Genomic DNA, 23,309 nt, shown 5'->3' with positions numbered 1-23,309 from the left:
TTCGGGCCACATGTGGTGTCCATCGTGCCCCATGGGTGGGTGAGATGGGATGCCCGATCGCAGAAAGTTGACGACACACAAGAATAATCGCAGGACGACCGGGGGTAGGAATGAGGGGTTTCTTGCCCCAGGTTGGCCCATATCGGGGGTGGTTAGCAATATCGCTAGGATGGTGCCAATGTCGACGTCTGCAGATCCTCGCGGAGAGGGCTGGGGCGTTCGTCCCCGACTCTCCAGGAGGATTACAGCGTGACCACCCCCCAGAACCGCGCCACCGTCACCGTCACCGGCGCCGCCGGGAACATCGCCTACTCGCTGCTGTGGCAGATCGCCGGAGGCGCCGTCTACGGCCCGGACACGATCGTGGATCTTAACCTGCTGGAAATCCCGGCCGCCGTCGGGGCGGCCGAGGGCGTGGCCATGGAACTGAGCGACTCCGCTTTCCCGAACATGGGAAAGATCACCGTCACCGACGACCCGGCGGTCGCCTTCGACGGCGCCAACTCGGCGCTGCTGGTCGGCGCCCGTCCGCGGTCCAAGGGCATGGAGCGCGCCGACCTGCTCCAGGCCAACGGCGGCATCTTCGGCCCGCAGGGCAGGGCCATCAACGATCACGCCGCGGAGGACATCCGCGTCCTGGTCGTCGGGAACCCGGCCAACACCAACGCGCTCATCGCCCAGCGCAACGCCCCCGACGTCCCGTCCGAGCGCTTCACCGGCATGATGCGCCTGGACCATAACCGGGCGCTCTCCCAGCTGGCACAGAAGCTCGAGGTCCGCACCCGCGACCTGTCGAAGGTCGTCGTGTGGGGCAACCACTCCGCCACCCAGTTCCCGGACCTGACCTGGGCAGAGGTCAACGGTGAGCCGGTCCGGGTCGCCGCCGAGTGGTACTACGAGGAGTACATTCCGCGCGTCGCCAAGCGCGGTGCCGAGATCATCGAGGTGCGTGGCAAGTCTTCCGCAGCCTCCGCCGCCTCCGCCGCCGTCGACCACCTGCGCGACTGGATCCACGGCACCGACGGCGAGTGGGCCACCGCGGCGATCGTCTCTGACGGCTCCTACGGCATTGACGAGGGGCTGATCGCGGGCTTCCCGACCGTCGCCGAGGGCGGCACCTGGAAGATCGTCCCGGGGCTGGAGCTCAGCGAGGAGCAGAAGGCCCGTATCGAGGCCTCCGTCGCAGAACTTCGTGAAGAACGGGACGCGGTGGCCGACCTCCTCGGCTAGTCTGGCATGCACACCATTTGCCAGCCCAGCAAGATATCCCAGTAAGACGAGGTCACCCCACATGCGCTTCGGAATTGATTTCGGCACCACCCGCACGGTCATCGCAGCGGTGGACCGAGGTAATTATCCGGTGCTGGGATGTGAGGACGCGCACGGCGACTACCACGACTACATCCCCTCCGTGGTGGCCATCGACGAGGCCAACGGCGGGAAACTCGTCGCCGGCTGGGAGGCCGCGGCCCTCGAGGGCGCGGACTTCGCGCGCTCCTTCAAGCGGCTGCTGGGCGCCGAGGACGTGACGGCGTCGACGCCGGTGCGCATCGGTCTCGAGAGCCGCCCGCTGAGCGAGGTCCTGCTCGCGATCGCCCAGGAGGCCGCCCGCACGATCCGCCAGTACCAGAATGACCTGGGGGAGACGGGCGGCATCATGGCCATGCTCGGCGTCCCCGCCAACGCCTCCAGCGCCCAGCGTCTGCTCACCATCGACGCCTTCACCCGCGCAGGCATCGGCGTGCTGGGCCTCGTCAACGAGCCCTCCGCCGCGGCCTTCGAGTACACGCACCGCCACGGCCGAACCCTCAACAGTCGCCGACAGTCGATCCTCGTCTACGACCTCGGCGGCGGCACCTTCGACGTCTCGCTGGTCACCATCGAGGCCGCTGAACACCGCGTCACCAACTCCCGCGGGGTCAGCCGCCTGGGCGGCGACGATTTCGACGCCGTGCTGCTCGACCTCGCGCTGGAGAAGATCGGCTCCGCCGACGTCGCCCTCGGCGACCGCGTCCAGCGCCGACTGCTCGACGAGGCCCGCTCCGCCAAGGAACGCCTGCGTCCCCAGACCCGCCGGATGATCCTCGAGCTCGGCGGCCAGGACGCCATCGTCAGCACCGAGGAGTTCTACGGTCGGGCCGAGCCCCTGGTGGAGCAGACCATGGAGGTGCTGGCGGAGGTCATCGGACACGAGGAGTCGTTGACCGACACCGACATCGCCGGCATTTACCTGGTCGGCGGCGGCTCCCAGCTGCCGCTGGTTCCGCGGGTCGTCCGGGAACGCTACTCCCGCCGCGTGCACCGGTCACCCATGCCGGGCGCCTCCACCGCCGTGGGACTGGCCATCGCCGCGGATCCGGGCACCGACATGAACCTCCACGACAAGCGCGCCCGCGGCATTGGCGTCTTCCGGGAGCGGGACAGCGGCAACGCGGTGGCCTTCGACCCGCTGGTCACCGTCGACTCTGAGCCCGACGACGACGGCGTCATCCGCATCCAGCGCCGCTACCGGGCCGCGCACAACGTCGGCATCTTCCGTTTCGTCGAGTTCACCGCCATCGACGGGGAGGGCCACCCGGGGGACGTCAGCCTCCTCAGCGAGATCGCCGTGCCCTTCGAGCGCGGACTTCCCGCCGGCCGCGACCTCTCCCGGGTCCCGGTGGAGCGCCGTGACCACGGCCCAGAGGTCATCGAGAAGATCCGCGTGAGCTCGGACGGCATCGCGTCGATAACCATCGAGGTCCCGGAGATCGGCCTCACCGTCGCGCGCTGAGAAGCGCCGGGAGCACAGGTGGCCCGGGGTGAGGGCGTGGGCGTGGCCACCGGCTAGGATGGTCCGCGTGACTGAAGCGAACAAGAACCTGGGAGTCAACCGCGCCGATGCGCTTCCGAAGTCGTGGGAGCCGTCCGACCACGAGTCTGGGCTGTACCAGCGCTGGGAGGAGCGCGGCTATTTCCACGCCGACGCCACCAGCGACAAGCCCGGGTTCTCGATCGTGCTCCCGCCGCCGAACGTGACCGGCCAGCTGCACATGGGCCACGCCCTCGATCACACGCTCATCGACTCCATCATCCGCCGCAAGCGCATGCAGGGCTACGAGACCCTGTGGCTGCCGGGCATGGACCACGCGGGCATCGCGACGCAGACCAAGGTCGAGCAGATGCTCAAGGAGACCGAGGGCAAGGACCGCTACGACTACTCCCGCGAGGACTTCATCGACAAGGTCTGGGAATGGAAGGAGCAGTACGGCGGCGCCATCCAGAACCAGATGCGCGCCATCGGCGACTCCGTCGACTGGTCCCGCGACCGCTTCACCCTGGACGAGGGATTGTCTCGCGCGGTCCAGACCATCTTCAAGGCGCTCTACGACAACGGCATGATCTACCGCGCCAACCGACTGGTCAACTGGTCGCCCGTGCTCGAGACCGCCGTCTCCGACATCGAGGTCGTGTACAAGGACGTCGACGGCGAACTCGTCTCCATTCGCTACGGCTCGCTCAACGACGACGAGCCGCACCTGGTGGTGGCCACCACCCGGGTCGAGACGATGCTGGGTGACGTCGCCATCGCCGTCCACCCGGACGACGAGCGCTACCGGGATCTGGTGGGCATGGAATTCGACCACCCCTTCCGCGAGGACCTCAAGCTCAAGGTCATCGCCGACGACTACGTCGACCCCGAGTTCGGCTCCGGCGCCGTGAAGATCACCCCGGCCCACGACCCGAACGACTACGCCATGGGCCTGCGCCACGGACTGGACATGCCGACCATCATGGACAAGACCGGCCGCATCAGCGACACCGGCACCCGCTTCGACGGCCTGACCCGCGAGGAGGCCCGCGTCGCCGTGCGCGAGGAGCTGAGCCGAATGGGGCGCATCGTCAAGGAGATCCGCCCGTACACCCACTCCGTCGGCCATTCCGAGCGCTCCGGCGAGGCCATCGAGCCCCGCCTGTCGCTGCAGTGGTTCGTCAAGGTGGACAAACTCGCCCAGATGGCCGGCGACGGCATCCGTAAGGGCGACACCACCGTCCACCCGCAGGCGCTGGAACCGCGCTACTTCGACTGGGTCGACGACATGCACGACTGGACCATCTCGCGCCAGCTGTGGTGGGGCCACCGCATCCCGATCTGGTACGGACCCAACGGTGAGATCGTCTGCGTCGGCCCCGATGAGCAGGCCCCGGAGGGCTACACCCAGGACCCGGACGTCCTCGACACGTGGTTCTCCTCCGCGCTGTGGCCCTTCTCCACGCTCGGCTGGCCGGACAAGACCCCGGATCTGGAGAAGTTCTACCCGACCAACGTGCTGGTCACCGCCTACGACATCCTCTTCTTCTGGGTCGCGCGCATGATGATGTTCGGCACCTTCGCCGGCTCGATCACCCCCGAGGTGCTGGGCGCCGGGACCGACGGGCGCCCGCAGATCCCGTTCCACGACCTCTACCTGCACGGCCTGGTCCGCGACGAGCACGGTCGCAAGATGTCCAAGTCCCTCGGCAACGGCATCGACCCGATGGACTGGGTGGAGAAGTTCGGCGCCGACGCGCTGCGCTTCGCCCTGGCCCGCGGCGCCAACCCGGGCGTCGACCTGCCGATCGGCGAGGACAACGCCCAGAGCTCCCGCAACTTCGCGACCAAGCTCTTCAACGCCACCAAGTTCGCCCTCATGAACGGCGCCGCCGTCGACGAGCTGCCGCCGCGCGAGGAGCTCACCGACGCCGACCGCTGGATCCTCGACCGCCTCGAGCAGGTCCGCTCCCGGGTGGACGCCTACCTCGACGACTACCAGTTCGCCAAGGCCAACGAGGAACTCTACCACTTCACGTGGGACGACTTCTGCGACTGGTACCTGGAGATCGCCAAGACCCAGATCCCGCGGGAGGCGGCCGACGTCGCGTCACGCCGGAGCGCGGAGAACACCCAGATCGTCCTGGGCCGCGTCCTCGACGTCATCCTGCGACTGCTGCACCCGTCGATGCCTTTCGTCACGGAGGTCCTGTGGACCACGCTGACCGGGGAGGAGTCCATCGTCATCGCCCCGTGGCCGGGCGCGGCGGACACCAACGGCGGCGTCGCCACCGACGAGGTCGCCGCCCGTCGCCTGGCCGACACCCAGAAGCTGGTGACCGAGCTGCGTCGCTTCCGCTCCGACCAGGGCCTCAAGCCCTCCCAGAAGGTCCCGGCGCGGATCGACTTCCGCGCCGCTGACCTGGCCGGCCAGGAGGAGGCCGTGCGCAGCCTGGTCCGTGCCGAGGTCCCGGGCGAGGACTTCGAGGTCTCCGCGACCCTGGAGCTGCGCCTGTCCCAGGCCACCATCGAGGTGGCCGTGGACACCTCCGGCACCGTCGACAAGGACGCCGAGCGCAAGCGCCTGGAGAAGGAACTGGCCAACGCCGCCAAGGAACTCGACAACACGGGCAAGAAGCTGGGCAACGAAAATTTCCTGGCCAAGGCGCCGGACCACGTCGTCGAGGAAATTCGTGGCCGCCAGAAGATCGCCCAGGAAGAGGTCGATCGCCTCACCGCGCGCCTGGAGGGGCTGAAGTAAGTGGCTGACAAGGAATCGGAGCTCACCCCCGAGGAGCTCGCGCGGCTGGAGCAGCTCAAGCGTCAGCTGGGCGACGCGGCCCTCGGTGAGGAGGATCTCGAGGACCCCCAGGATCCGGAGGACCTGGATGATCTGGACCAGGAACTCGATCCGACCAACGAGTTCGGGCGCGTCGAGGTCACCGAGGCCGGCATCACCCTCAATCTGGGCGGCGCCAACATCGACGAGCAGCGCGAGGAGGCTCCCTCCCGCGAGGTGAGCGAGGAGGATCTCATCGCGCTGGCGACCGCCGACGCGGAGCTCAACCAGCGCTGGCCCGAGACCAAGATCGAGCCGAGCCTGGATCGCATGGAGATGCTCATGGATTTCCTGGGCTCCCCGCAGCGCTCCTTCCGCTCCATTCACGTCGCCGGCACCAACGGCAAGACCTCGACCGTGCGCATGATCGAGTCGCTGCTGCGTGCCTTCCACCGTCGCACCGGCCGGACCACCAGCCCGCACCTGCAGCTGGTGACCGAGCGCGTCGCCATCGACGGTGAGCCGATCCACCCGGCCGACTTCGTCCGCGTCTGGGAGGAGATCAAGCCCTTCGTCGAGCTCGTCGACGCCCGCTCTGACGTGCCGATGAGCAAGTTCGAGGTGCTCACCGCCATCGCCTACGCGGCCTTCGCGGACGCCCCGGTCGACGTCGCCGTCGTCGAGGTCGGCATGGGCGGGACCTGGGACGCCACCAACGTCATCAACGCCGACGTCAGCGTCGTCATGCCGGTCGGGCTGGACCACGCCGACTACCTCGGCGACACCATCGAGCAGGTGGCGGCGGAGAAGGCGGGCATCATCAAGTCCCGCTGGGACGCCGACGATCTGCTCAGCCCGCCGGACAATGTCGCCGTCATCGCGGAGCAGGAGCCGGAGGCCATGAACGTCATTCTCCAGCGCGCCGTCGACGTCGACGCCTCCGTCGCCCGCGCGGGCGTGGAGTTCGGGGTCGTCGAGTCGGCGGTCGCCGTCGGCGGCCAGACGATGACCCTGCGCGGCATCGCCGGCCGGTACGAGGATCTCTTCCTGCCGCTGGCGGGAGAGCACCAGGCCCGCAACGCCGCGGTGGCGCTCGCCGCCGTCGAGACCTTCTTCGGCGCCGGCGGGGGACGCACCCTCGACCTGGAGACCGTGCGCGAAGGCTTCGCGACGGTCACCTCTCCCGGCCGCCTCGAGCGCGTGCGCTCGACACCGACCACCTTCATCGACGCCGCCCACAACCCGCACGGAGCCCACGCGCTGGGCCTGGCCCTGGACCGCGACTTCGACTTCTCCCGCCTCATCGGCGTGATCGGCGTCCTCGACGACAAGGACCACGCCGGCATCCTGCGCGAGCTGGAGCCGTACCTCAGCGAGGTCGTCGTCACCCAGAACTCCTCGCCGCGCGCCATCGACGCCTACGAGCTGGCCGAGACCGCCCGCGACATCTTCGGCGAGGAACGCGTCCACGTCGACGAGTCGCTCCCCGGCGCCTACGCCCTGGCCGTGGAACTCGCCGAGGACGCCGACCTCCAGTCGGGCGCCGGCGTGATCATCACCGGCTCGGTCGTCACCGCCGGCGAGGCCCGCACCATGTTCGGAAAGGACCCGCAATGAGCAGCACCGATTCCCCCGAGGTGGGCCCCCTCGGCCCGGGCCACGCCCCGGCGAAGGACCCGTTGAAGGGTCTGCGCGGCGTGCTGTCGGGCACCCTGATCATGGAGGCCATCGTCCTCGGCCTGGCGATGCTGGTCATCCTCAAGGTGGACGCCGGCGCCATGTGGACCACCCCGAACATCGCGTTCGTCGGCGGGCTAGCCCTGGCCCACCTGGTGCTGGCCTTCCTTCAGCGTTTCAGCTGGGGACTGCCGGCCGCGCTGGTCCTGCAGGTCATCGGGCTGGCCGGCTTCCTCATCCACTGGTCCATCGGTGTGGTCGTGGTGATCTTCATCCTGGTCTGGTGGTACGTGCTGACCCTGCGCCGGAATCTCATCGAGCGCATGCGCCGCGGCCTGCTGACCACCCAGCACCTGGACGCGAAGTAGCCCCGCCGCTTCCCGACGCCCGAAAAACCCGTGGCCCACCAACCGGTGGGGCACGGGTTTTTCCGGATCCAGGCACCTGCGGTGGCCCGGGCGATCACGCACACGTGTGCGTGATCAGGCCACGACAGCCGGGTTTAGAGGGCGCCGTTGCCCCACGGTCCGGTGATCGCGTAGGTGATGCCCGGGCTCTGAACGTTGAAGAACAGGATGGAGCCGTCCGGGCTGAAGGTGGCGCCGGCGAGCTCGCTGGTGCTGTCGGAGTTCAGTTCGGCGAGATCGAAGATCTGGCCGTCCGTGGTCACGCCGCGCAGCAGGTCCTTGCCGCTGCCGTCCTCGCACAGGACGAGGCCGCCGGTGTTGGGGGACACGCACAGGTTGTCCGGGCTCTCCAGCACGTCCGGGTCGATGGACTCGTAGACCAGCTCAAGCTGGCCGCCGGAGTTGCCGCGCGGGGTGAAGCGCCAGACCTGGCCCAGGCCGGCGTCGCCGCCGCTGGTGGAGTTGATGTAGACGGAGCCGTCGCCGTACCAGGCGCCCTCCAGGCGGGCGAAGACCGCGCCGCCCTGCTCCCAGCCCTGCTTGAACACGGCCAGGGAGTCGGTGCTGTCCGGGTCCGGCTCGTTGATGTCGACCCACTCGCAGGGCAGCGGCCGGCCGGCGTTCTGGCTGTAGCGGGTGTCGTAGTTCGGGCGCGCCTTGATCGCCATCATCTGCAGCTTGCCACCCGCGGTGAGGTCGTTGCGGTCGTTGGGCACGAAGCGGTAGAAGCCGGAGGTGCCGCGGTCCTCGGTCTGGTAGACGATGCCGGTGGCCGGATCGATGGCGACGGCCTCGTGGGTGAAGCGGCCCATCTCCTTGATCGGGACGGCCTCGATCGGGGAGGTGGCGTCGGCAGGGACCTCGAAGACGTAACCGTGCGGGGTCTCGACGTCGAGGCCGGTGAAGGTCTCCTCACAGGTCAGCCAGGTGCCGTTGAGGGTCGGGCCACCGGCGCAGTTGCGGATGGTGCCGGTCAGCGACGGGTAGGCGGCGACGAGCTCCATCTTGACCGGGTCGAAGACCAGGTTGGTGGTGCCGCCCGCGGCCTGCGGGTCGTAGGGGTTCTCGCCGAAGGCGGGGCCCTGGTTGTTCTCGTGGTTGCGGACGAGGTTGATCATCCCGTTCTCGCCCTGGAAAGCGGCCATGCCGTCGTGCATTCCCGGGGTCGGGGTGCCGTCGCTCATCGGGGTGCCGGTGTGGCCGAAGGCGACGTAGGTGAAGCCGGCCGGGAGGAGAAGCTCGCCGCCCGGGGCGGGCTGGAGCGGGCCGTAGCCGCCGTTGTTGGGGGCCTGCATGGTGTCGACGCCGTTCTTGCGGCCCTCGGCGGCCTGGGCGGTCTGGCTCATCAGGGCGGACAGGGCCGTGGCGGCGCTGAATGCTCCGGCGGTCTTCAGGAATCCGCGGCGGCCCAGGTTGGCAGGGGTGATCGTCATATCGGGGGTAATCCTCGTCGTCGTGCGTGAGCCGTGGTGCGACCCAGGGCAAAAGTGAATGGAGACATGGCTGGGGGCGCTCATGGGCACCCCCTACCATGGCACGAATCCATAGTCTGGTTTTAAAAACCAATCGTCGTGCAAAAGGGGAGACTAATAGAAGGTCCCCGGTTGCGCAGCGCGAGTTGCGGTCCCCGGGGGGTGCGCGGCGGGGCGCCGGAAAGTACGAGGCCCGCGTCCTCCCTGGTGGGGACGCGGGCCTCGGGGTCCGGGGAATGGATTCGTGGGCCACTCGTGCGTGGTCGCCGAATCCGCAGAGGGTGGGCGGTCAGGCCTCCTCGCGGAAAACCGGCGGGTGGCCGGAGAAGATCGAGATGCGGTTGTAGGTGTTGATGTGGATGATGGCCCATTCGAGCGCGGCGACCTGCTCCTCGGCGAAGACCCTCATGGCGCGCAGCGGCGCGTCGGCGTGGCGCTTCCCGGCCGGCAGGAGGGTGATCTCCTCGGCCAGCTCGAGGGCGGCGTACTCCTGCTCGCTGAAGTAGCCGTCCAGTTCGCGCCAGGCGGGCAGGACGTCGAGCTTGTTCTGGGGGACGCCGGCGCGGCGAGCGGCGGGGACGTGCACCGACAGGCAGGCGCCGCAGCCGTTGATCTGGCTGACGCGGACCATGGCCAGCTCGATGAGGTCACGGCCGAGGTCGACCTCGGGGTAGATCTTCTTGAGCTGGGTGACGACGTTGTTCTGTGCCTTGGCGATCTGCGGGAAGTACTTGTCCAGGTAGGGGCCGTGCTTGGGGGTGGGGGTGTGGTCGGTCACGAGAGCTGATCCTTAATCCAGTCGATGTCTTCGGGGGTGGGGCGGCGCCAGCTGAATTCGCCGGGGTGCTTTTCCAGCCAGCCCCGGACGAAGGGGCAGACCGCGACGATGGATTTCTCCTCGGCGGCGGTCTCGCTGAGGGCGGCCCGGACCAGCGTGCCGGCCAGCCCCTGGCCGCCGTAGGCGTCGTCGATCTCGGTGTGGAAGAACACCCGCTCGTCGCCGCGGTCGCGGAAGTCGGTGCGGCCGGCCACGTGGCCGTCGTCGGCGGTGATCGTGAAGGAGCCGCCGACCCTATTTAAGTCGGTCATGATCGGTCAATCCTCATCTCCGGCCGGGCGACCGGTTCGGGGTTGGTGCGTGGGCGCAGCCGGGACGTGGGCAACGTCGGCGCGGGAAGGCGGTCGAGACCGTCGGCGTCGTGGGAGATGTAGCCGTGGGTCACCCCGAACCGTTCCGAGTGGTTCTCCCACTCCTCGCGGTAACGGGCGATTTCGGTGTGGTCGCGGCCGATGAAGTTCCACCACATGACGACGTCCTCGGTGAAGGGCTCGCCGCCGATGAGCACCAGTCGGGCCTTCTCGGGGCCGTTGTTGCGGATGCGCAGGCGGGTTTCGCCGGTGCCGGCGTAGGCGAGCTCACGGGGCCGGACGACGGCGCCTTCCACGTCCACGTCCCCGGCGTCGACAAGCAGGCCGTGCTCGAAGCCGGGGTTGAGCTCCACCTCGAGGGTGGCGCCGGCGTCGACGCGCAGCTCCGCGCCGACGAGCGGGGTGAAGGTGGGGATGGGGGAGGTCTCGCCGAACAGCGAGCCGACGAAGACGAGCGCCTGGCCGCCGTCGAGCTCGAGCAGCGCGGGGGCGTAGTGGTCGAAGCGGCGCTCGCCGTGGCGGGCGTGGTCGGGCAGCACGGTCCACAGCTGCACCCCGTGCAGGACGGTGGTGGCCTGGGTGGAGACCTCGGAGTGGCAGATGCCGGCGCCGGCGGTCATGAAGTTGACTTCGCCGGGCAGGACGACGGCGTGGTGGTTGCCGGAGTCGTGGTGGGTGACCTCGCCCTCGAAGAGCCAGGAGACGGTCTGCAGGCCGGTGTGGGGATGGACCGCGACGTCCATGCCCCCGGTGGCGGAGACGTCGTCGGGGCCGTAGTGGTCGGCGAAGCACCAGGCTCCGATGAGTGAGCGCTGTTTCTGGGGCAGCGTGCGGTAGACGGTCATGGCTCGGGGGCCGCCCAGCGGGACCTCGCGGGCGGTGATGATCTCGACCCGGGCGCCGTCGGCGCAGGTGGCCTCGCGCGGCTGCAGTTGAATCTCGGGCGGGTTCTCCTCGGTAGTAGACATGTCATCATCCTATCCAGGTATTAGGGTTGTTGCCATGAAGAAGGTGTTGATGTGGGCGGCGTTCGGGTTGGCGGCCGTCTTCTCCATTGTGGCGATTCTCTCGGAGTTCCTGGGCTCGCCGGACTGGACGACGACGGCGGCCATGGTCATCGCGGGCGGCGCGCTGGTCCTCGGGTTCCTCGTCCGGGCGGGCGAGAACGAGCCGAAGCCCATCGTCCTGAGTGATGAGCGCCGCGACGTCCTCCGGGCCAAGCGCGACGAGGGGGATACGGCCGGCGCCATCGCCCAGCTGCGCATGTGGTACCCCCAGGCCACCCCCGAGAAAGCCGGTCGGATTGTCCGTGAGCTGAAGTAAGCGCGGGGCGGACGGTAGAGTGTCGGCCATGACTGAACGTACTCTCATCCTTATCAAGCCGGACGGCGTCGCCAACGGCCACGTCGGCGAGATCATCGCCCGCATCGAGCGCAAGGGCCTCAAGCTCGCGGCTCTGGACCTGCGCGTCACGGACCGCGAGACCGCGGAGAAGCACTACGAGGAGCACAAGGAGCGTCCGTTCTTCGGCGAGCTCGTCGAGTTCATCACCTCCGCTCCGCTGATCGCCGGCGTCGTCGAGGGTGAGCGTGCCATCGAGGCGTGGCGTCAGCTGGCCGGCGGCACCGACCCGGTGTCCAAGGCCACCCCGGGCACCATCCGCGGCGACTTCGCCCTGACCGTCGGCGAGAACGTCGTCCACGGTTCCGACTCCCCGGAGTCCGCTGAGCGCGAGATCGGCATCTGGTTCCCGAACCTCTAGGTTTTCCTCCGTCGAGACCGCATCCTGTTGCCGGGGTGCGGTCTCGACGTTTTCCGGCCGACGCGCCGGGTGACCCACGCAAAATTGCCAACGGCCCCCGGATTTAATAAGTTATCGTGCATGAGTTCGGCGAGAGAGTGTGACACGGCGGTTGTCCGGCGCGGGCAGCAGACCCGGGCGCTGGAGAAGAAGCGTCTGATCCTTGACGCCGCCGCCGAGCTGATGCTGGAGAACAGCCTTCGTGGCGTCACCCACCGCCAGGTGGCGGCCCGCGCCGGCGTCCCGGTCGGGTCCATCGGCTACTACTACAACACCCGCGAAGAGTTGGTGGCCACTGCGATCGCCCGGCTGGGCGACCGGCGCCACCGGCACGCCCTGCAGCTGATTGAGAAGGTCAGCGCCCCCACGACTCCGGAGCAGGCCGCCGACCTGCTTCTCGAGGTCCTCCTCGGCCACTGCGTCTCGGAATCCGCGCTGCGCAGCTGGCTGGCGACGGGCGTCGACTGCACCCGTGAATCCGAGGAACTCAACGACTCCCTCCGCAGCCCCTGCGACCAGCTCCGCGCCGACATCGCCGCCGCCCTGGAAGCGACCGGGTTCGCGAAGTTCAGCGCCGACTCGGTCATCGTCACCGTCGCCGGAGCCGTGGTCCTGTGCATGGTCGACCGTGACGCCGACTGCGTCGGGACGACCCGAGACAATCTCGTGGAACTGCTGGGTCGCTGCGCGGAGTAGCGCCCACCCGACCCCGTCACCGGCCGGGTGCCCGGGCACCGCTCCCGCCCAGGTCTCCTTCCCGCAGGCCGTCGCCCAGGAAGCCGGCCTGCGGCGTCGCCCCGTCGTAATGGCCCCGCGGCGCCACCGCAGGGGCGGCCCGGTCGACTGCCGGCATGACGGCGGGCAGGAACGGGTGCGGGTGTGACACAATGGACCGCAGTGGTTGTCTCCCGCAACGGGGGGCGGCCGCGGAGAAACTTTCTACAACTGCACACGTGTTGACGCATGACCCCGGAACCGCACTGTCGCTCCGTGAGGCGGCGGCACGGACCCTGGGCTGTTTCAGCCGGGAGACCTGCCAGCGCCCGGAACCCCGGACAGAGGCCACACTCAGTGGCCGCGGTGGTGACCGTGGGTTGATGCGCACCATATTGACTGTCAGGAGACGCATTCGTGGTGAACAGCGAAGAAACGACCAGCCCGGCAACTGAAAACGGGAACAGCGGAACCGTGGGGGAGGAGAAGTCCGGCGAACGCCGGGCCGCCCGCCGGTCCACGCGGAAGAGCACCGCGAAGAAGACTGCGGCGAAGAAGACGACCGCGAAGAAGTCGGCCGCCAAGGCCACGGCCGAGAAAAGCCCGGCCGGGAAGCGCGCCACCACGAAGCGCGCCACCACGAAGCGCGCCGCCACGAAGTCGGCGAAGAAGTCACCGGAGAACACGACCGACACGAACTCTTCGGCGGCCCAGGAGACCACCGGGCCGAAGGCTGCTACCCCGCAGGCCGCGGAGGTCACCACGCTGATCGACCGCGCCGCCCTCGGTGAGCGTCAGCGCGTCTACAGCCTGGCCAAGAAGATCGGTATTTCCTCGAAGGACCTCATCGTCGCCCTCGACGCCGTCGGTCTGGTCAAGGTCGCCCAGTCCTCCCTGTCCCTGGACGAGATGAACCGCGTGCTTGATCATCTCGAGCGCAAGTCCGCACCGATGGCACCGGCCCCCGAGCCGGCCGCGCCGGAGGCGCCGGAGCAGGAGGCCCCGGTCGAGGCTCCCGTGGAGGAGCAGAATGCCCCGGCGGATGAGAGCGAGGAGCGCATCCGCACCCGCGTGCGCAAGAACGTCGCCAACGAGATCCACCAGATCGAGGAGAAGGTCGAGGCCGACCTCGCCGCCGTGGTGGGGGAGCCCGAGTCCGTCGGTGAAGCTGAGGCCCGGGACGACAGCGCTGCCGAAGCTGGGGCGAACGCCAAGGATGACGCCGAGGGTGACACCGAGCACCTCGCCGAGGGCGACGCCCATGGAGGCGTCCAGGGGGACGCCGGGGAGGAGTGGGGGGACGCCGTCGAGGACGTCCTGCCCGAGATCGTCCCGGCCCCCACCGAGGCGCCGACGACCGCCGCCTACGCGCCGATTTTCGTCGTCCCCCGCGCCGGTGACGACGACACGGACGCCGACGCCGGGGAAGACGGGGAGGCCAGGGGCGGCCGGCGTCGCCGGTCCGCACGCCGGACGACCCGCCGTTCCAGCGTCGGCAAGGCTGAGGCCATCACGCCCGAGGCCGTCACCTCCGAGGCCGTCACCCTGCAGGTCGAGCCGGACACGGACCATGAGGAGACGGCGGAGGACCTTCCGGCGGAGCCGGTGGCCCTGAAGGGCTCGACCCGCCTGGAGGCGCAGAAGCGCCGCCGCACCGAGATGCGGGAGGCCGGCCGCAAGAAGGCGCCGATCGTGTCGCAGGCGGAGTTCCTGGCGCGCCGCGAGTCCGTCAAGCGCACGATGGTGGTGCGCGAGCGTCAGCACGTCGAGGATCCGACGAACCCGGCGCTGATCACCCAGGTCGCGGTGCTCGAGGATGACCTGCTGGTCGAGCACTTCGTCACCAGTGAGGCGCAGGCCTCGATGACCGGCAACATCTATCTCGGCCGCGTCCAGAACGTGCTGCCGAGCATGGAGGCCGCGTTCATCGACATCGGCAAGGGCCGCAACGGCGTGCTCTACTCCTCCGAGGTCGACTGGAAGTCCGCCGGGCTCAAGGGCCGCAACCGCAAGATCGAGCAGGCGCTCAAGTCCGGAGACCAGGTGCTGGTGCAGGTCTCCAAGGATCCGCTCGGCCACAAGGGCGCCCGCTTGACGACGCAGATCTCCCTGGCCGGCCGCTACCTCGTCTACGTCCCGGGCGGCCGTTCCGCCGGCATCTCCCGTAAACTGCCGGCCCCGGAGCGCAAGCGCCTCAAGGACATCCTCGGCCGCGTCATCCCCGGTGAGGGTGGGGCCATCATCCGCACCGCCGCCGAGAACGTGCCGGAGGAGGCGATCGCCGCCGACGTCAACCGCCTGCACACCCTGTGGGAGGACCTGCAGGACCGCGCCGCGGGGGAGAAGGCGTCCAAGGGGGCCAAGCCGGTCACCCTCTACGAGGAGCCGGACATGCTGGTCAAGGTCGTCCGTGACCTCTTCAACGAGGACTTCACCAGCCTCGTCGTCGACGGTCGTCGTGCCTGGAACACCATCAGGTCCTATGTGGACTCCGTGGCGCCGGACCTGTCCGACCGCCTGGAGCGCTACGACCGCCGCGACCACGACGGCCACGACGCCTTCGCCCGCCACCGCATCGACGAGCAGCTGCAGAAGGCGCTGGGCCGCAAGGTCTGGCTGCCCTCCGGCGGTTCGCTGGTCATCGACCGCACCGAGGCGATGACCGTCATCGACGTCAACACCGGCAAGTTCACCGGCTCCGGCGGCAATCTCGAGGAGACCGTCACCCGCAACAATCTCGAGGCGGCTGAGGAGATCGTCCGCCAGATGCGCCTGCGTGACCTCGGCGGCATGATCGTCGTCGACTTCATCGACATGGTGCTGCCCGAGAACCAGGACCTCGTCCTGCGCCGCCTCAAGGAGGCGCTGGGCCGCGACCGCACCCGCCACCAGGTTTCCGAGGTCACCTCCCTCGGCCTGGTGCAGATGACCCGCAAGCGACTGGGCACCGGCCTGCTCGAGACCTTCTCCACCACCTGCGAGGTCTGCGACGGCCGGGGCCTGATCCTCCACGAGGATCCGGTCGACCCGAACGAGGCCGAGGAGGCCAAGGCCTACTCCCGCAAGCACAAGCACAACCTCACCAAGGGACATGCGGAGCCCGCCCCGCGACGCGAGGAGCCCGCCCCGCAGCCGTCCCGTCCGAGCGAGACCGACTTCGAGGAGCTGGCCGCCGCCGTCATCCGCGAGGAGGAGCCGACGGCCGAGACCCGCGAGGACACCCATCAGGAGGAGCCGGCCGCGGAGGGACGCAGGTCCCGCCGCCGCGGCGGCCGCGGCCGCAGCCGGGGCCGGGGTGGACGCCCGGAGCAGGAGCAGCGCCAGGAGGAGCGGCCGACCACCACCGTCGACGAGGTCGCCGCGATCGCGGCCGCCGCCACCGAGCGCGCCGACGAGGCGGAGCCGGAGGAAACCGCCGCGGTCACCGGCACCCAGTCCTACGAGCAGGCCGTCGCCGAGTTCGAGGCCTCACCGCGCCGGCGCCGTCGCACCCGCGGCAACTCCCGTTCGGACCACCGTCCGCAGCGCGAGGACTTCGCCGTCGCCACCAAGCCCGACTCCCCCGAGTCGGCGGAGGACAGGGAACAGAACGCGAAGGTCGAGTCCGCGCAGCGTGCTGAACCGAAGCCGCCGCGCGCCAGCTCCGGCCGTCGCCGTTCCGGCCGCGCCCAGGAAGCGTCCCAGCGGAAGACCGCGAAGGAGGATGCAGTGCAGGCGAAGACCGGGGAGGTGAAGACCGTGGAGGTGAAGACCGGGAAGCAGGAGGCGCCGCGGGTCGAGGCCGGGACAAAGAACCGCGAGGAGGCCACCGGCACCCGCCGTGGCCGCCGCCGCGCCGTTCGCCGGCTGAGCCCCGAGCAGCCGGCCCAGCGGCCGGAGCCGCAGCCCGAGGCCGCGGCCAGTGCGTCCCGACGCCCGGAGACCCCGGCGGCGGATCAGCCGGCGTCGGCAAGCGGGCGTCGGCGCCGACGCGCCACCCGCAGGAGTGGAGCCTAGCAACGTGTGTCGTGTAGGCGGTTTGGTAAAACGGCCGTGCTCACGCTACTCTTGGTCAGTCGCTGTTTTCAGGTATGAGGCGTGGCACCCTGGGTTGCCCGCGCGCGCCTGAAAACGCAAAAGAAACACTATGTCCATTCAGACTCGGTATCAGTGCCGGGGCTGAGCCGAGAAAGAAGGGGTACCTATGTACGCGATCGTCAAGACCGGCGGCAAGCAGTACAAGGTCGCCGAAGGTGACCTCGTCAAGGTCGAGAAGATCGAGGGTGAGCCGGGCACTGCCGTGGCTCTGACCCCGGTTCTTCTCGTCGACGGTGCTGATGTCAAGGCCACGGCCGAGGATCTGTCCAAGGTCAGCGTCGACGCTGAGATCGTCGACCAGACCAAGGGCAAGAAGATCGACATCCTGAAGTACAAGAACAAGACCGGTTACAAGAAGCGTCAGGGCCATCGCCAGAAGCTGACGGTTCTGAAGATCAACGGAATCAAGTAAGGCAAGGGAGGGAATCCGACATGGCAACTAAGAAGGGCGCATCGTCCACCCAGAACGGCCGCGATTCCGAGGCAAAGCGCCTTGGCGTCAAGCGCTTCGGTGGTCAGAAGGTCAACGCTGGTGAGATCCTGGTCCGTCAGCGCGGCACCAAGTTCCACCCGGGCGAGAACGTCGGTCGCGGTGGCGACGACACTCTCTTCGCCCTCGAGACCGGCTCCGTCGAGTTCGCTATCAAGCGCAACCGTCGCGTCGTGAACATCGTTCCGGCCCAGGTCGAGGGCGACGCCGCTGTCGCTCCGGCTGAGGCCGCCGCCGCAAAGTAGTTTTCGCGGCCTCCTCAACCCCGCAGGACTTCGGTTCCTGCGGGGTTGAGGGTTTTCCCGGGTTCGGTGCTGTGGATTACATTGGTCGATCCGCCAACTGGGGTTCTAGGTGACTGGATGTCATCTGCAGCACCGGGCGGTGCCGGATTCTGCATCAGCCGGGGTGTTTTCCCAGTTCGTGTCCTAGGGGATGCGGAATCGGGCACCGCTCTAGTGGTGGTGCTCCCGGGAGTAGTCGATGACGGCCTCCGGGAACTCCAGCAGCGTCCACTCGTGGCGCGACTGGTAACCGGTGGAGCGTGCGGTCCAGTCGGCGTAGGCCCGCTCGACGTCCTCCCTCGAGGACATGGTGGTCAGGAAGTGCCGGGTCTGGGCGCCGAGGCGGTACTCCACCTGCCAGCGCCCCTCGCCGGGACGGTAGACCGCCTGCATGTAGTACTCCGGCTTGCCGGCCTGGCTGACGATGAGGAAGTCGTCGGCGAAATCCTGCGGGCCGTCCTCGGCGTAGCCCTCGACCTGCACCTGCTTCACGCTGTCCAGCAGGTAACCGAGGGCGGCGGGGGAATAGGTCGGCATCTCGATGGCGGCGGTCTCGGTGGTGAACTCCTCGGTCTCGTCACCGTGGAAGATCACCGCCTCCTCGGTGGCGCTGGCCAGGCCGAGGCCGTTCTCCAGACACAGGGCGGACAGCCACCGGCCGGCGGCCGGGACGGAGGACTCCTCGACCGCCATGAGCAGGCAGCGGTCGCCGAGGAGCCGGACGTGGCCGTCGGCGAGCGTGACGTCGTCGGGAAGCTCGCCGGCGTTGATCGCCTCCCGCAGCGACTCCAGCTTCGGGTGCCCGGTGACCGTCACGCGGTCGGCGCGCAGGCGCAGCCGGGTCCAGTCGCCGTCGTCGACGGTGATGTTCTCCTCCGGCACGAATACCAGGAAGTCGTAGCTCATGCGGGTTTCTCCAATATCTCTTGAAATAGTCGGCGTAATTGTATGTCAGGGTAGCGGTGCTACCCTGTGTGCAGCTAGCACACCCCCGAAAGGACACCATTTTCATGGCCCAGTTCATTGACCGCACCGTCCTGCATCTGTTGGCAGGCGACGGCGGCCACGGCTGCGTGTCCGTCCACCGCGAGAAGTTCAAGCCGCTCGGCGGCCCGGACGGCGGCAACGGCGGCCACGGTGGCGACATCGTCCTCGAGGTGTCGCCCCAGGTTCACACCCTGCTCGATTTCCATTTCCGGCCGCACATCAAGGCCGGCCGCGGCGCCAACGGCGAGGGCGACCACCGCAACGGCGCCCGCGGTGAGGACCTCATCCTCGAGGTCCCGGTGGGCACCGTCGTGCGCAGCGCCGACGGCGAAATCCTCGCCGACCTGACCGTCCCGGGCACCCGCTTCGTCGCGGCCGAGGGCGGTTACGGCGGCCTGGGCAACGCGGCGCTGGCCACGGCCAAGCGCAAGGCGCCGGGCTTCGCCCTCAAGGGTGAACCCGGCCAGGAGCTCGACCTCATCCTGGAGCTGAAGTCCATGGCGGACGTCGGCCTGGTCGGTTTCCCCTCCGCGGGCAAGTCCTCCCTGATTTCCGTGCTCTCGGCGGCGAAGCCGAAGATCGCGGATTACCCCTTCACCACGCTGCAGCCGAACCTCGGCGTCGTCAACGTCGGCCACGACACCTTCACCATCGCCGACGTGCCGGGACTGATTCCGGGCGCCTCCGAGGGCAAGGGCCTGGGCCTGGACTTCCTGCGCCACATCGAGCGCACCGCCGTGCTCGCCCACGTCGTGGACACCGCGTCCATGGATCCGGGCCGTGACCCGCAGTCCGACATCGAGGCCCTCGAGGCCGAGCTGGCGGCCTACCAGGGTGACCTGGGCGTCGACACCGGCCTGGGCGATCTCCGGGACCGTCCCCGCATCATCGTCCTGAACAAGGCCGACGTGCCGGAGGCCGCGGAGCTGGCGGACTTCCTCAAAGACGACCTGGAGGAGCAGTTTGGCTGGCCGGTGTTCATCATCTCCACCGTCACCCGCCAGGGCCTGGACGAGCTCAAGTGGGCGCTGTTCAACATCGTCCAGAAGACCCGGAAGCGTCGCCCGAAGGCCGAGGTGGACACGGAGCACACCATCATCCGGCCGAAGGCCGTGGAGAAGAAGGGCCGCCGCGGCGCGAAGGAGTTCGAGCTCATGGAGGACCCGGAGATTCCGGGTGGCTTCATCGTCGTCAGCCGCAAGATCGAGCGCTGGATCTCCCAGACCGACTTCGAGAACGACGAGGCCGTCGGCTACCTCTCGGATCGTCTGGCCCGCCTCGGCGTGGAGGACGCGCTGCGCCGGGCCGGCGCCCGCGAGGGAGCGACCGTCACCATTGGCGAGTTCTCCTTCGACTGGGAGCCGTCGCTGGCCGGCGACCCGACCGCGGGCAACCGCGGCGAGGACGCCCGTCTGCTGACCTCCAACCGCACCAGCGCCGCGGAGCGCAAGCGCGCCTCCCAGGCACGTCGCGGACTCATCGACGAGTACGACTTCGGCGACGGTGAGGAAGCCGAGCGCGAGCGCTGGCAGGGCTAAACCCCGACCTGGGGTAAACCCCGGCCAGCTCGCTACACTTGGACGCATGACTTCCCAGGACACACCGAACTGGCTGCCATTGACCCCCTACCGTTCCGGCGACTCCGTCCCGGTGACCTACCCGGAGGGGTCCGCGGATGACTCCGCCCCCTTCGCCGGGCATGCTTCGGACCTGCGCAAGGAGCTGGCGACGGCGAAACGCATCGTCGTGAAGTTCGGTTCCTCCTCCGTCACGCGCCCGGACACCACGGTCGACTCCGAGAGCATCAACAAGTTCGTCGACGCGCTGCAGGCCCGGATGGAGATCTCCGACATCATCGTCGTCTCCTCCGGTTCGGTGGCCGCCGGCACCAGGCCGCTGGGGCTGAAGTCGCGCCCGCGCGATCTGGCCACCAAGCAGGCCGCCGCCACCGTGGGTCAGGTCCATCTGGCCGCGGAGTGGGGCAGCAGTTTCGCCCGCTACCACCGCACCATCGGCCAGGTGCTGCTCACCGCCGGTGACGCCGGCCAGCGCGACCGCGCACGTAACGCGCAGCGCACCCTGGAACGGCTCATGCAGCTGCGGGTCATCCCGATCATCAATGAGAACGACACCGTCGCCACCTCGGAGATGCGCTTCGGCGACAACGACCGGTTGGCCGCGATCGTCGCGAAACTGGTGGGCGCCGACGCGCTGGTGCTGCTCTCCGACGTGGACGGGCTCTACGACCGGAACCCGGCGGAACCCGACGCCCGCTTCATCCCGGAGGTCCGCACCGGTCACGATCTCCAGGGCGTCGTGGCCGGGGACGGTGGCCCGCTGGGCACCGGCGGCATGGCCTCGAAGGTCTCGGCCGCCCGGCTGGCCGCCCGCGCGGGGGTTCCGGTCCTGCTGACCTCGGCGGAGAACGTCGGCCCCGCGCTTCGCGACGCCTCCGTGGGCACGGTGTTCCACACCCGCCCCGAGCGTCGGCTCACCGCCTGGAAATTCTGGGCGCTCTACGCCGCCGACGCGGAGGGCGTGCTGCGTCTCGATGCCGGCGCCGTCAAGGCCGTCACCTCCGGCGGCACCAGCCTCCTGCCGGTCGGCATCACCGCGATCGAGGGTGAGTTCCGCCGCGGCGACATCGTGGAAATCCTCGGGCCGGACGGGACCGTCGTCGGCCGCGGTGAAGTCAACTACAAGTCGTCGGTGCTGGCTACGATGATCGGCAAGCACACCGAGGAGCTCCCGAAGAGCCAGCGCCGTCCGGTGATCCACGCGGACTACCTCTCCAACTTTGCGACCCGCCTCTAGCGTGGGGCTAACCTGGGGCCATGAAGTTCACCATGATTTCCAGGCCCTGGGACAACGTCATTGAGGAGGTGGCCGCCGCCGGCCACGAATACGTTGACTCCGTCGACGACGCCGATTTCGTCATCTACAGCGGCGGCCCGCTGCCGGACCCGCTGCCGGAGAACGTCCGCTTCGTCCAGTGGGTGTTCACCGGCGTGGAGCAGCTGCTCAGCAGTGGGGTGATGAAGCCGGGCACGCGCTGGGCCAACGCGGCCGGCGTCTTCGCCAAACCGGTCGCCGAGCACGCGATGGCCCTGATGCTCGCCTCGCTGCACCAGTACAAGTACGTCTTCGAGACGTCCTCCTTCTCCATCCGCCGGGAGATGGATTCCCGGCAGGACTGGCTGTTCCTCAAAAAGCGCGTCGCGATCTTCGGTGCCGGCGGCATCGGCCGGGAACTCATCTCCATGCTCCAGCCCTTCGGCCCGCACATCACCGCCGTCAACCGGTCGGGCCGCCCGGTCGAGGGGGCCGACGAGACCGTGGCGATGGCCGAGGCCGACCACGTCTGGGCCGAGGCCGACATCGTCGTGCTCGTCACCCCGCTGACCTTCGAGACCATGGGCATGGTCAACGCCGAGGTGCTGGACAGGATGAAGGAGTCCGCCTACCTCATCAACGTCGGCCGTGGCGGGCTCGTGGTCACTGACGACCTGGTCGACGCACTGAGCAACGGCAGGATCCGCGGCGCGGGCCTGGAGGTCGTCGACCCGGAGCCGCTCCCGGAGGAGCATCCGCTGTGGCACCTGGACAACGTCGTCCTGACCCCGCACGTCGCGGCGCTGGGCTCCGTCGCCCGCGCCATGATCGCGCCGACCATCATCGCCAACGCCGCCGCCGTCGAACGCGGCGAGCGCATGCCCACCGAGGTCGACGTGGAGGCCGGGTACTAGATGCGATTCACCCTGCACCCGGAGCGCGTCGAGCGGATCGTCGAGGCGGTCGAGGCCGGCGGCCACAGCTACGTCGACTCGCTCGAGAAGGCCGAGTTCCTCATCTTCCACGGCGGCCCGGCGGACTTCCCGGAGCCGCTGCCGGCAAACGTCCGCTTCGTCCAGACCCAGATGGCCGGCATCGACGCCCTGCACAGTGCCGGGGTCCTGGAACGATCCGGGGTCCGCTGGGCCAACGCGAAGGGGCTCTACGACGAGACGGTCGCCGAATCCTGCCTGGCCCTGCTGCTGGCGGTCGGCCACCAGCACAAGCGGGTCGGGATGGCCGCCACCTGGTCGGTCTCCGGCCAGGTGCAGGCCACCACGCAGTTCCTCAGCGAGGAGTTCACCGTCGCCGTGATCGGCGCCGGCGGTATCGGGCGACGCCTTCTTGAGCTGCTGCGGCCCTTCCGGTGCCGCACCATCGCCGTCAACCGCAGCGGCGCCACCGTCGCCGAGGCGGAGGAGACGGTGGCGATGTCACAGGCGGAGGAGGTCTGGTCCCGCGCCGACGCCTTCATCCTGCTGGCCCCACTGACGGAGGAGACCCACCGGCTCGTCGACGCCCGGGCGCTGAACAGGATGAAGCCCAACGCGATCGTCGTCAACGCCGGCCGTGGTCCGCTCGTCGACACCGACGCCCTTGTCGACGCGCTGCGGCAGGGCCGCATCTACGGGGCGGGCCTGGACGTCACCGACCCGGAGCCGCTGCCGGACGGTCATCCACTGTGGGGGATGGACAACGTCGTGATCACCCCGCACACCGCGAACACGATCCACCACGTCCACGCCACCGTCGGCGGGCTGGCCGCACGCAACGCCGACCTGTTCGCGGCGGGGGAGCGGATGGCCACCGAGGTGGATATCGAGGCTGGCTACTAGGGCGAAGTATGTAC

Annotated in this window: 20 protein-coding genes; 15 read left to right on the top strand and 5 right to left on the bottom strand. The window is 68.9% G+C overall.

The annotated features are described in order from the left end of the window. Window positions 1-249: 249 nt before the first annotated feature. The 5 genes from CGUA_RS10340 to CGUA_RS10320 all read left to right on the top strand — a co-directional run bounded on the left by CGUA_RS10340 (window position 250) and on the right by CGUA_RS10320 (window position 7,615). Entirely contained in the window at window positions 250-1,230 is a 981-nt protein-coding gene (locus tag CGUA_RS10340; RefSeq protein WP_290195394.1) for a malate dehydrogenase, read from the top strand. Between the two features lie 61 nt (window positions 1,231-1,291). Continuing rightward, a complete protein-coding gene (locus CGUA_RS10335) occupies window positions 1,292-2,773 on the top strand; it encodes an Hsp70 family protein (protein ID WP_290195392.1) in 1,482 nt (493 codons plus the stop codon). Window positions 2,774-2,831: 58 nt separating this feature from the next. After that, complete coding sequence (locus tag CGUA_RS10330) at window positions 2,832-5,552, top strand: valine--tRNA ligase (protein WP_290195390.1); 2,721 nt, start codon at window positions 2,832-2,834, stop codon at window positions 5,550-5,552. A 219-nt stretch (window positions 5,553-5,771) separates the two neighbouring features. Continuing rightward, complete coding sequence (gene folC / locus CGUA_RS10325; RefSeq protein ID WP_374725075.1) at window positions 5,772-7,187, top strand: bifunctional tetrahydrofolate synthase/dihydrofolate synthase; 1,416 nt, start codon at window positions 5,772-5,774, stop codon at window positions 7,185-7,187. After that, the gene (locus CGUA_RS10320; RefSeq protein WP_290195388.1) at window positions 7,184-7,615 is read left to right on the top strand and encodes a DUF4233 domain-containing protein; all 432 of its coding nucleotides are present in this window, start codon (window positions 7,184-7,186) and stop codon (window positions 7,613-7,615) included. Before folC ends, CGUA_RS10320 begins: the two co-directional genes overlap by 4 nt. A 134-nt stretch (window positions 7,616-7,749) precedes the next feature. On the opposite strand, the gene CGUA_RS10315 is transcribed toward CGUA_RS10320, so the two are convergent. The 4 genes from CGUA_RS10315 to CGUA_RS10300 form a co-directional block, all read right to left on the bottom strand. Continuing rightward, complete coding sequence (locus tag CGUA_RS10315) at window positions 7,750-9,087, bottom strand: PhoX family protein (RefSeq protein ID WP_290195386.1); 1,338 nt, start codon at window positions 9,085-9,087, stop codon at window positions 7,750-7,752. 328 nt (window positions 9,088-9,415) lie between these two features. Next, a complete protein-coding gene (locus CGUA_RS10310) occupies window positions 9,416-9,904 on the bottom strand; it encodes a carboxymuconolactone decarboxylase family protein (protein WP_290195384.1) in 489 nt (162 codons plus the stop codon). Next, on the bottom strand, window positions 9,901-10,215 hold the full coding sequence (locus CGUA_RS10305) for a GNAT family N-acetyltransferase (RefSeq protein ID WP_290195383.1): 315 nt from the start codon (window positions 10,213-10,215) through the stop codon (window positions 9,901-9,903). The genes CGUA_RS10310 and CGUA_RS10305 overlap by 4 nt, the downstream gene beginning before the upstream one ends. Continuing rightward, window positions 10,212-11,243, bottom strand: a complete 1,032-nt coding sequence (locus CGUA_RS10300) for a pirin family protein (RefSeq protein WP_290195381.1) — start codon at window positions 11,241-11,243, stop codon at window positions 10,212-10,214. The genes CGUA_RS10305 and CGUA_RS10300 overlap by 4 nt, the downstream gene beginning before the upstream one ends. 34 nt (window positions 11,244-11,277) lie before the next feature. On the opposite strand from CGUA_RS10300, the gene CGUA_RS10295 reads away from it, so the two are divergent. From CGUA_RS10295 to rpmA, 6 genes are all read left to right on the top strand, one after another. Continuing rightward, the gene (locus CGUA_RS10295) at window positions 11,278-11,598 is read left to right on the top strand and encodes a hypothetical protein (protein WP_290195378.1); all 321 of its coding nucleotides are present in this window, start codon (window positions 11,278-11,280) and stop codon (window positions 11,596-11,598) included. Between the two features lie 28 nt (window positions 11,599-11,626). Then, window positions 11,627-12,037 carry a nucleoside-diphosphate kinase gene (ndk, locus tag CGUA_RS10290; protein ID WP_290195377.1) on the top strand — a complete coding sequence of 137 codons (411 nt, stop codon included), beginning with the start codon at window positions 11,627-11,629 and terminating at the stop codon, window positions 12,035-12,037. Between the two features lie 120 nt (window positions 12,038-12,157). Then, complete coding sequence (locus CGUA_RS10285) at window positions 12,158-12,772, top strand: TetR/AcrR family transcriptional regulator (protein WP_290195374.1); 615 nt, start codon at window positions 12,158-12,160, stop codon at window positions 12,770-12,772. 438 nt (window positions 12,773-13,210) lie between these two features. Then, window positions 13,211-16,786, top strand: coding sequence for a translation initiation factor IF-2 N-terminal domain-containing protein (locus tag CGUA_RS10280; protein ID WP_290195372.1), 3,576 nt, complete (start codon window positions 13,211-13,213; stop codon window positions 16,784-16,786). Window positions 16,787-16,973: 187 nt separating this feature from the next. After that, window positions 16,974-17,279, top strand: a complete 306-nt coding sequence (rplU, locus tag CGUA_RS10275; protein ID WP_290195370.1) for a 50S ribosomal protein L21 — start codon at window positions 16,974-16,976, stop codon at window positions 17,277-17,279. 20 nt (window positions 17,280-17,299) lie between these two features. Next, a complete protein-coding gene (gene rpmA / locus CGUA_RS10270) occupies window positions 17,300-17,602 on the top strand; it encodes a 50S ribosomal protein L27 (RefSeq protein WP_290195368.1) in 303 nt (100 codons plus the stop codon). 210 nt (window positions 17,603-17,812) lie between these two features. Here rpmA and CGUA_RS10265 read toward each other — a convergent pair whose 3' ends face one another. Next, the gene (locus CGUA_RS10265; RefSeq protein ID WP_290195366.1) at window positions 17,813-18,547 is read right to left on the bottom strand and encodes a hypothetical protein; all 735 of its coding nucleotides are present in this window, start codon (window positions 18,545-18,547) and stop codon (window positions 17,813-17,815) included. 104 nt (window positions 18,548-18,651) lie between these two features. Between CGUA_RS10265 and obgE the strand changes: the two genes are divergently transcribed. The 4 genes from obgE to CGUA_RS10245 are packed head-to-tail and all read left to right on the top strand — an operon-like array spanning window position 18,652 to window position 23,295. Continuing rightward, window positions 18,652-20,166 carry a GTPase ObgE gene (gene obgE, locus CGUA_RS10260; protein WP_290195364.1) on the top strand — a complete coding sequence of 505 codons (1,515 nt, stop codon included), beginning with the start codon at window positions 18,652-18,654 and terminating at the stop codon, window positions 20,164-20,166. A gap of 46 nt (window positions 20,167-20,212) precedes the next feature. Next, entirely contained in the window at window positions 20,213-21,442 is a 1,230-nt protein-coding gene (gene proB, locus CGUA_RS10255; RefSeq protein ID WP_290195362.1) for a glutamate 5-kinase, read from the top strand. Between the two features lie 20 nt (window positions 21,443-21,462). After that, window positions 21,463-22,374: a D-isomer specific 2-hydroxyacid dehydrogenase family protein gene (locus CGUA_RS10250; protein ID WP_290195360.1), complete on the top strand. Its 912-nt coding sequence runs from the start codon at window positions 21,463-21,465 to the stop codon at window positions 22,372-22,374. Beyond that, window positions 22,375-23,295, top strand: a complete 921-nt coding sequence (locus CGUA_RS10245; protein ID WP_290195359.1) for a D-isomer specific 2-hydroxyacid dehydrogenase family protein — start codon at window positions 22,375-22,377, stop codon at window positions 23,293-23,295. Window positions 23,296-23,309 lie beyond the last annotated feature (14 nt).

The organism is Corynebacterium guangdongense, from assembly GCF_030408915.1.
GTDB lineage: Bacteria > Actinomycetota > Actinomycetes > Mycobacteriales > Mycobacteriaceae > Corynebacterium > Corynebacterium guangdongense.
This window is presented reverse-complemented; position numbering and strand designations above follow the sequence as displayed.

What these genes read in the sequence shown, in the direction of transcription:
- rpmA (WP_290195368.1), top strand. Translation starts at nt 17,300, where the DNA reads ATGGCAACTAAGAAGGGCGCATCGTCCACCCAGAACGGCCGCGATTCC.
- CGUA_RS10335 (WP_290195392.1), top strand. Translation starts at nt 1,292, where the DNA reads ATGCGCTTCGGAATTGATTTCGGCACCACCCGCACGGTCATCGCAGCG.
- obgE (WP_290195364.1), top strand. Translation starts at nt 18,652, where the DNA reads ATGGCCCAGTTCATTGACCGCACCGTCCTGCATCTGTTGGCAGGCGAC.
- CGUA_RS10285 (WP_290195374.1), top strand. Translation starts at nt 12,158, where the DNA reads ATGAGTTCGGCGAGAGAGTGTGACACGGCGGTTGTCCGGCGCGGGCAG.
- rplU (WP_290195370.1), top strand. Translation starts at nt 16,974, where the DNA reads ATGTACGCGATCGTCAAGACCGGCGGCAAGCAGTACAAGGTCGCCGAA.
- CGUA_RS10245 (WP_290195359.1), top strand. Translation starts at nt 22,375, where the DNA reads ATGCGATTCACCCTGCACCCGGAGCGCGTCGAGCGGATCGTCGAGGCG.
- CGUA_RS10305 (WP_290195383.1), bottom strand. Translation starts at nt 10,215, where the DNA reads ATGACCGACTTAAATAGGGTCGGCGGCTCCTTCACGATCACCGCCGAC.
- CGUA_RS10300 (WP_290195381.1), bottom strand. Translation starts at nt 11,243, where the DNA reads ATGTCTACTACCGAGGAGAACCCGCCCGAGATTCAACTGCAGCCGCGC.
- CGUA_RS10295 (WP_290195378.1), top strand. Translation starts at nt 11,278, where the DNA reads ATGAAGAAGGTGTTGATGTGGGCGGCGTTCGGGTTGGCGGCCGTCTTC.
- proB (WP_290195362.1), top strand. Translation starts at nt 20,213, where the DNA reads ATGACTTCCCAGGACACACCGAACTGGCTGCCATTGACCCCCTACCGT.
- CGUA_RS10315 (WP_290195386.1), bottom strand. Translation starts at nt 9,087, where the DNA reads ATGACGATCACCCCTGCCAACCTGGGCCGCCGCGGATTCCTGAAGACC.
- ndk (WP_290195377.1), top strand. Translation starts at nt 11,627, where the DNA reads ATGACTGAACGTACTCTCATCCTTATCAAGCCGGACGGCGTCGCCAAC.
- CGUA_RS10320 (WP_290195388.1), top strand. Translation starts at nt 7,184, where the DNA reads ATGAGCAGCACCGATTCCCCCGAGGTGGGCCCCCTCGGCCCGGGCCAC.
- CGUA_RS10265 (WP_290195366.1), bottom strand. Translation starts at nt 18,547, where the DNA reads ATGAGCTACGACTTCCTGGTATTCGTGCCGGAGGAGAACATCACCGTC.
- CGUA_RS10330 (WP_290195390.1), top strand. Translation starts at nt 2,832, where the DNA reads ATGGTCCGCGTGACTGAAGCGAACAAGAACCTGGGAGTCAACCGCGCC.
- CGUA_RS10250 (WP_290195360.1), top strand. Translation starts at nt 21,463, where the DNA reads ATGAAGTTCACCATGATTTCCAGGCCCTGGGACAACGTCATTGAGGAG.